8 protein-coding genes and 1 tRNA gene are annotated in these 6,949 nt (G+C 58.2%); 2 read left to right on the forward strand and 7 right to left on the reverse strand.

What is annotated here, in order from left to right:
• Position 1: 1 nt before the first annotated feature.
• Complete coding sequence (gene petA / locus MHM86_RS15450; RefSeq protein ID WP_239201105.1) at positions 2-565, reverse strand: ubiquinol-cytochrome c reductase iron-sulfur subunit; 564 nt, start codon at positions 563-565, stop codon at positions 2-4.
• A 240-nt stretch (positions 566-805) separates the two neighbouring features.
• Between petA and MHM86_RS15455 the strand changes: the two genes are divergently transcribed.
• A complete protein-coding gene (locus MHM86_RS15455; protein WP_239201107.1) occupies positions 806-1,468 on the forward strand; it encodes an outer membrane protein in 663 nt (220 codons plus the stop codon).
• 83 nt (positions 1,469-1,551) lie between these two features.
• Here the strand turns inward: MHM86_RS15455 and MHM86_RS15460 are convergent, their stop codons facing one another.
• From MHM86_RS15460 to dapF, 6 genes are all read right to left on the reverse strand, one after another.
• Positions 1,552-2,157 carry a glutathione S-transferase gene (locus tag MHM86_RS15460; protein WP_239201108.1) on the reverse strand — a complete coding sequence of 202 codons (606 nt, stop codon included), beginning with the start codon at positions 2,155-2,157 and terminating at the stop codon, positions 1,552-1,554.
• 128 nt (positions 2,158-2,285) lie between these two features.
• Positions 2,286-2,909 (reverse strand): FMN-binding negative transcriptional regulator, encoded by a 624-nt coding sequence (locus tag MHM86_RS15465; protein WP_239201109.1) that lies wholly within the window; start codon positions 2,907-2,909, stop codon positions 2,286-2,288.
• Between the two features lie 54 nt (positions 2,910-2,963).
• On the reverse strand, positions 2,964-3,602 hold the full coding sequence (locus MHM86_RS15470) for a glutathione S-transferase (RefSeq protein ID WP_239201110.1): 639 nt from the start codon (positions 3,600-3,602) through the stop codon (positions 2,964-2,966).
• Positions 3,599-4,123: a chloramphenicol phosphotransferase CPT family protein gene (locus MHM86_RS15475; protein WP_239201111.1), complete on the reverse strand. Its 525-nt coding sequence runs from the start codon at positions 4,121-4,123 to the stop codon at positions 3,599-3,601. Before MHM86_RS15475 ends, MHM86_RS15470 begins: the two co-directional genes overlap by 4 nt.
• On the reverse strand, positions 4,120-5,394 hold the full coding sequence (gene mtaB, locus MHM86_RS15480) for a tRNA (N(6)-L-threonylcarbamoyladenosine(37)-C(2))-methylthiotransferase MtaB (protein WP_239201112.1): 1,275 nt from the start codon (positions 5,392-5,394) through the stop codon (positions 4,120-4,122). Before mtaB ends, MHM86_RS15475 begins: the two co-directional genes overlap by 4 nt.
• On the reverse strand, positions 5,391-6,239 hold the full coding sequence (dapF, locus tag MHM86_RS15485; protein ID WP_239201114.1) for a diaminopimelate epimerase: 849 nt from the start codon (positions 6,237-6,239) through the stop codon (positions 5,391-5,393). Before dapF ends, mtaB begins: the two co-directional genes overlap by 4 nt.
• Before the next feature lie 258 nt (positions 6,240-6,497).
• Between dapF and MHM86_RS15490 the strand changes: the two genes are divergently transcribed.
• Positions 6,498-6,573, forward strand: a tRNA-Lys gene (locus MHM86_RS15490).
• Positions 6,574-6,949 lie beyond the last annotated feature (376 nt).

The raw sequence follows: 6,949 nt of genomic DNA on the forward strand, positions 1-6,949 counted from the left end.
CTTAACCCAGTTTGATGGTGGTTTCGTCAGCAAAGACAGCGACCGGCACATCCATGTTGCGCGGCGCCGGGCCTTTGCGGATACGGCCAGCAGTGTCGTAATGCGAACCATGACAGGGGCAGAACCAGCCGCCGAAGTCGCCAGCGCCATCACCGATCGGAACACAGCCGAGGTGGGTGCAAACGCCGATCATCACCAGCCATTCGCCGGCTTCGTCCAGGGTGCGGTTTTCGTCAGCCGCATCTGCCTCGGGTTTGTTGGCGTTCTGCGATGCTTGGTCGATGGTCAGGTCAGCAACGCTAACCGCACGGCCTGCTTCAATCTCGTCAGCGGTACGACGGCGGATAAAGACAGGTTTACCCAACCATTTCACGGTCAGCTGAGTGCCGGGCTCTACGCCGGAAACGTCGACACGGATCGACGCCAGAGCGCGCACATCGGCGGCGGGATTCATCTGGTTGACCAGCGGCCATACTACGGCACCTGTCGCTACAGCACCGGCGCCTGCGGTGGCATAGTACAGGAAGTCCCTGCGGGTGCCTTCGTGATCTTCTGCGTGGGACACGGGTTTTCTCCTTTATAGCCCATGAGGGACCTACACGGTTCTGGGCCGCGCAAGACGCAGCCTTTCCAAGGCGCTGTTTAGCGGCGGAAGCCCTTTCAGTCCAGCGGACATTCCAGCGCAGGGGTTGCACAACAGTCACAAGCGCCTATGTGTCGCGGTTGAGGCACAGCTGTTCAGGGATTATCCTGCGCTTCAAATCGTAAAACAGCACACCACCACAGCACATAAAGGATACCGGTCATGCCCGCTAAGCTTCTGACCACCACCGCACTGGCAGGTCTGATGGCCGCCAGCGTCGCCACCACCGCCGCCGCCGAAATTGAGCTGAGCTTTTACGGCGGTTATCAGACTTCGCCCCATTCCCGTATCGAAGGCACCCTGCCCGGCGGCGGGGGCAGCTTTAGCGAGTTGATCGGCTGGGAAGGCGATTCTTTTGCCGCACCGCCCTACTATGGCGGCCGCATCACCTACTGGCGCGAAGACAACACCGGCTGGGGCGTCGAACTGACTCATGCCAAGGTCTATGGTGCTGACGAAACAGCGCTTTTTGACCGGCTGGAGTTTTCGGACGGCCACAATATCCTGACCGTAAACTACTCCAAGCGCTGGCCCGGCCTCTGGAACCAATTCACCCCTTACGTGAACGCAGGCCTCGGCATCGCAGTGCCGCACGTTGATGCGCGCGCCACCGGCAGCACTGAACGCACCTTCGGATATCAGTACAGCGGCCCCGCCGCGCGCCTGACTGCCGGTGCTTCTTACGCGCTGAACGAAAACTGGGATCTGTTCAGCGAATATCAGTTCACCTGGTCGGACAACAACGTCGATCTCGACGGGGGCGGCGATCTGGAAACCCGAATCATCACCAACTCCATCAACGTTGGTGTCAGCTACAGCTTCTGATTCCCGATCAGGCAGCCTTACAGACATAAGGGCCCCTCGGGGCCCTTTTTCATGACGTCGCATTGGAGAATCAATGCAGTGGATCAGGCCGCCGGAACGGTGTCCTTCATACTGTCACGTTCGGCAAAGACCGCGTACCAGTCATCCAGTGCATCACACCCCTTGCGCCAGCCACGCGCGTCGTGGCGGAAATCCAGATACCCCAGCGCACAGGCGACCGCGACATGTCCCATAGTCATCGGCCCCGCCAAATGAGACATCCAACGATCATTCACCGCCTGCACCGCGCGGGCAACTTTGGCCCACTGCGCCTCTTCCCATTCGGGGTAGACCAACTGCGGCGGACGAATGCGGCGTTCGTAAGCAATCAGCACCGCCGCATCCATAATGGCATCTGCGGTCGCTTCCAGCGTCATCACCTCCCAGCGGGTCGCCTCGGGGTAGAGGCCGGAGCCTGCTCGGTCGTCGAGATACTGACAAATCACCCGACTGTCATAAAGCGCCGGTCCATCGCTGCGCACCAGCGACGGGATCTTACCCGCAGGGTTGGCGACGCTGACCTCTTCGGGCGTCGAGAGCGGTGTGGTGGCGACCTGCACCAGTTCAACTGCGTCACGCTGACCAGTTTCTGCCAGCAGCACACGCACCTTGCGCACAAAGGGTGACGTGGGCGCATAAATCAGTTGCATGGTGACCTCCCTTATCTATCTGTTGTTCAATCTATCGTATCACATTTCAGCGTAACGCTGTGTGACAGCCTGTCTATGATCTGGCGCAGATGGACACGAAACAGTACCTATTTCAGCTTAATCCGCCTCTACACCCCAACCGCCAGATCTCGCATCAATGCTGCAAGCGCCGCCGCCTGCGGATCAAGTGCCGCCGCAACCACACCATCCGCAGCCGCCAGACGTACGGCGTCATCCTTGTTCTGGGACAGCTTCCACGTGCCGGTGACAGCACTGATCTGCATCTGCACCGGCACAATCATCCGCATCATGCGCGCCAGCGCATCAGGATCCATTTTGGACATCTTCCACACCGGTTTCGGCGCCAGTGCGGTCTCAAAGCGCTCAGACAACCGATCCAGCAGCGCAGGCAACAGATCCTGATCCAGGATCTGCCCCCGACCGTCGATCTGGACCGCCACATAGTTCCACGTCGGCACCTGATCTGGCACACCGTACCAATCGGGCGAGATATACCCATGCGGCCCACGCACCACGCAGCGTAACATCGTGCCGCTCTTCAAGGCCCGCACAATGGGGTTCGACCGCACAAGGTGAAACAGCACCCTGTCGCCCTCAATCAAAAACGGCACATGGGCCAGATGCGGCAGACCACCCGGGCCGTTGAGCGCCACCATGCCAAACCCCTGTTCAGCGGCAAAGGCAAGGTTCTGCGCCGCCTCTGCGGTGCGAAAGATGGGGTTGGGGTGCATGGCGCTGGCTCCTCTGCGTGGCTGGGGCCAGCTTTCTATCGCAGACGTATCAGATCAACCCTGATCGAAGGGAAACATCACCGGATCGTCCCCGGCCTGCCATTTCGCCAGCTTCGGCATAATGGAGGTAAAACGTTGGGATTGCAGAAAACCTTCTAGCCACCCTGACAGGCTCAGCCAATCTTCGGCATCGAATCTGGCCTTATCAATAAAGGCAAACTGGCGCGCAAACGGCAGGATCGCCATATCGGCCAATGTGGGCGCATCGCCAAACAGAAACGCTTGTTCCCCAATCTGATCGTTCAGGCGATGCAAGAAGGCATGCGCCTTACCCCGCTCCTCCGCGGGATCGCAATCAGGATAGCGGGTGGTGTATTTGGTGCGGTCAAGCGCCTGTTTGAACGGGCCGTCTGCCTCGGCAATCAGATCATAACCCGACGCTGGCATATCCAGCCATCCCCCAGGGTCGTTCTGTGAAAGCGCCCAAACCATGATATCGATACTTTCGTCGATCACCTCATCCGGTAGCACCAAACACGGCACCGTGGCAGAGGGACTGGCGGCCAGAAACTCTGGCGCTTTGTCGCGCAAAACAATCTCACGCAGCTCTACAGTGATCCCTGCAGCTGCGACGCCCAGACGGGCACGCATCGCATAAGGACAGCGGCGGAAAGAGTAGAGGACAGGCGTCATGACGCAAACAGCGCCGACGGCTTGCGCTGCGCTTGCATCGCGGCCAGCACCTTCAGCGCGTTCAAATCTACAGCGGCGCTGCCGTCCAGCTCCAGATCATAGTGCAATCCTCGATGTACATTGGCAAAATCCTGAGCAGCAGACCCGATCGGGCGATCCCCGCGCACGACCTCGCGGTGATTCAGAACCTCTAGCGCCGTATGCAATCCAACAAACAGCACTTGCTGCCGTGCAAGCCCGCGTTGCAGCTGCGGCAACCAATCGGGGTCTTCCAGAATATGTTCGATAATCAGGTCATTGCCAGCCTTGGCAAAACCGCACAGGGCGCGGTGATAACCTTCAAAGAATGCGGGCCTCTGGGCTTGCCAATCACGGTAGTGTGTCCGGTCCACTGCACCACTGTCGCGGAAATGATCCAGCGACAGATGCATGAACCCATCCTCTGCTGCGGTGCGAATGGCCCGTGCCAGCGTGGTCTTACCCGCGCTTGACGCTCCGTGGAGGAAGATCACACGACTCATACTATCAACTGCTGCCCCTTGATGCCTTTGATCACTGCTTCGACAATCTGACCCTCTACCTGCGGCAGGTCAAAGGTAACTTCGGTAAACTGCGCGGTGCGACCCATGTGTGCGTTTTCCATAAGCACCTGATGGGGCTGGCCGATCTGCTGCGCCAGATGGCGCGCCACCTGCGCCACCCCTGCGGCGCGCAGACGGGCAGCACGGTCCTTGATCACGTTGCCGTTGACCTGATTAGGGATTTTCGCCGCTGGTGTCCCTTCACGTTTGGAATAGGGGAAGACATGCAGCCATGTCAGGTCGCATTCCTCCACCAGCTTGAGCGAGTTTTCAAAATGCGCCTCTGTCTCGGTCGGGAAACCGGCAATGATGTCGGCACCAAAGGTCATGTCGGGGCGCAGTTTCCGCGCTTCCTCAGCAAAACGGATAGCATCATCGCGCAGATGGCGGCGCTTCATCCGTTTCAGGATCATATCGTCGCCATGCTGCAGTGACAGATGCAGATGCGGCATCAAGCGCTTCTCGGTCGCGATGGCCTGCATCAGGTTTTCATCCACCTCGATGCTGTCAATCGAGCTGATCCGCAAACGCGGCAGGTCCGGCACCAGTTTCAGGATCCGCATCACCAGGTCGCCCAGCTTCGGCTGCATCGGTTGATCGGCACCCCAGCTGGTCAGGTCCACACCTGTCAGCACCACCTCGTTATAGCCCTTGTCCACCAGCCGCTTGATCTGATCGACCACCACACCGGCAGGGACAGAACGCGAATTGCCACGACCATACGGAATAATACAGAAGGTGCAGCGGTGATCGCAGCCGTTTTGCACCTGCACATAGGCACGCGAACGAGTGCCGAAACCATCAATCAGGTGGCCCGCGGTTTCGGTGACCGACATGATATCGTCCACCTTCACCTTTTCCGTGTCCCCGATGAAGTTCGGACCCATGTTGGCCCAAGTTTCCGGCTGCATTTTTTCGGTATTGCCGATAACCAGATCCACCTCACCCATCTGAGCGAAAGTTTCCGGTTCCGTCTGCGCCGCACAGCCTGTCACAATGATCCGCGCATCAGGATTTTCCTTGCGCAACTTGCGAATCTCCTGCCGCGATTTACGCACTGCCTCTGCCGTTACCGCGCAGGTGTTAACCACCACGGCGCCTTCGACTCCTGCCTGTGCGGCAAGGTCTTTCATCGCCTCCGTCTCATAGGCGTTGAGGCGGCAGCCAAGGGTGGCAAACACAGGCGGCTTCACGGCAACGGGCTTGTTCATGACGCGGCCTCCAGGAACTGGACGGTCAATTCAGCCGTGAAAACATGCATGGTCGCACCGGTCATCCAAACGCCATCGCCGCGCCAGTCAATCCAGAGAGTGCCGCCATCCAGCTCAATCTGCACTTTGCGCCCGGTCAGACCACGCCGCGCCGCCGCCACCGCCGTCGCGCAGGAGGAAGAGCCAGAGGCCAGCGTCACCCCAACCCCGCGTTCCCACACCCGCATGCGCAGGTGATCGGGGGCGATGACACTGACAAACTGCACATTGGTGCGCTGCGGATAGAGTGGATGATGCTCCACCTCGGCGCCGCGCGCCTCAAGGTCCACCGCCTCTGCATCCTTGACGAAAAAGGTGCAATGCGGGTTCCCCATGCCGGTCGCGGTGGGCGCACCGTCAATCGGCAACTCCAGCGTGTCCATCTCACGGGCAAGCGGCACCTCATCCCACGCAAGCTGCGGATGCCCCATATTGACGGAGGTCAGGCCGTTACCTGCATCCTCGGCATATAAATCACCGCGATCTGTGGTCAGATGCAGCGCGGTTTTACCGCTTTCCTGCATCAGATGGCGGGCGATACATCGGGTAGCATTGCCACAGGCGGCAGAGGTTGATCCATCGGCATTATAAAACACCAAATGCGCATCGGCCTTCTCGGACGGCTCAATCACCGCCAACTGATCATAACCCACCCCCATCTGACGATGGGCGATGGCAACCACCAGCGCGCCAGATAACACCTCAGACAGCGGCACCGCACGCGCACGGGCGTCCACGACAACAAAGTCGTTTCCCAACCCATGCATTTTCATGAATGGCAAAGTGTTTTGGCGGTTCTGTTCCATCGCGTCCCTATACGCCGGATTCTTCAATCAATCCAGATATGGACGCATCACGACGTTTGCATAGCCCCCATGAAGATCGCGCAACACCGCATTTACTAAAATCGTTTCAAAGCTTGGTTTTAACTGGCGCCCGAAAACATAAGTTTTTAAGGGCGTTTTCGGCACCCCAAAAAAAGATTCAAATTTCTCGTCGAAAATCTCCCGAATCCGCTTGACCCCCAGCGCCAGTCTATCTAGAAGCGCCCCACACGAGAGAGTGGGCCGTTAGCTCAGTTGGTAGAGCAACTGACTTTTAATCAGTGGGTCGAAGGTTCGAATCCTTCACGGCTCACCACTTCCTCCACTGAAAGATGACAAGAGTTTATCGCTTTTGCACGAAGTTCAATTGGTTCTGCGGATCGCCGAGCTTGTACGCGCCGCAGGTCTAGGCACATTCAATACTGTTCAGACAAATAAATGTTCCAAGCGGCCTATTTGCTTTCCGCTCTATTTTCTATGCGATTTTTCCGAACCCCAAGTAGGCTGCAAGCACATTGTCAGTGAGCCAAACGCCGCTGTCTGCGCAAAAAAACTGAAACCCATCGGTAATCCCCCCATTTTTAATGGGGCTCAGCCATAGAATTCATGCGGCTGTTTTCAGTTTCATAGCTGGAGTGATCCCGCCGATGGCCATGTTGGGCCGGTCGTTTTTGTAAGTCCAGAGCCAGTTT

The sequence above is a fragment of the Thalassobius sp. Cn5-15 genome (genome assembly GCF_022347685.1).
Classification (GTDB): domain Bacteria; phylum Pseudomonadota; class Alphaproteobacteria; order Rhodobacterales; family Rhodobacteraceae; genus Thalassobius.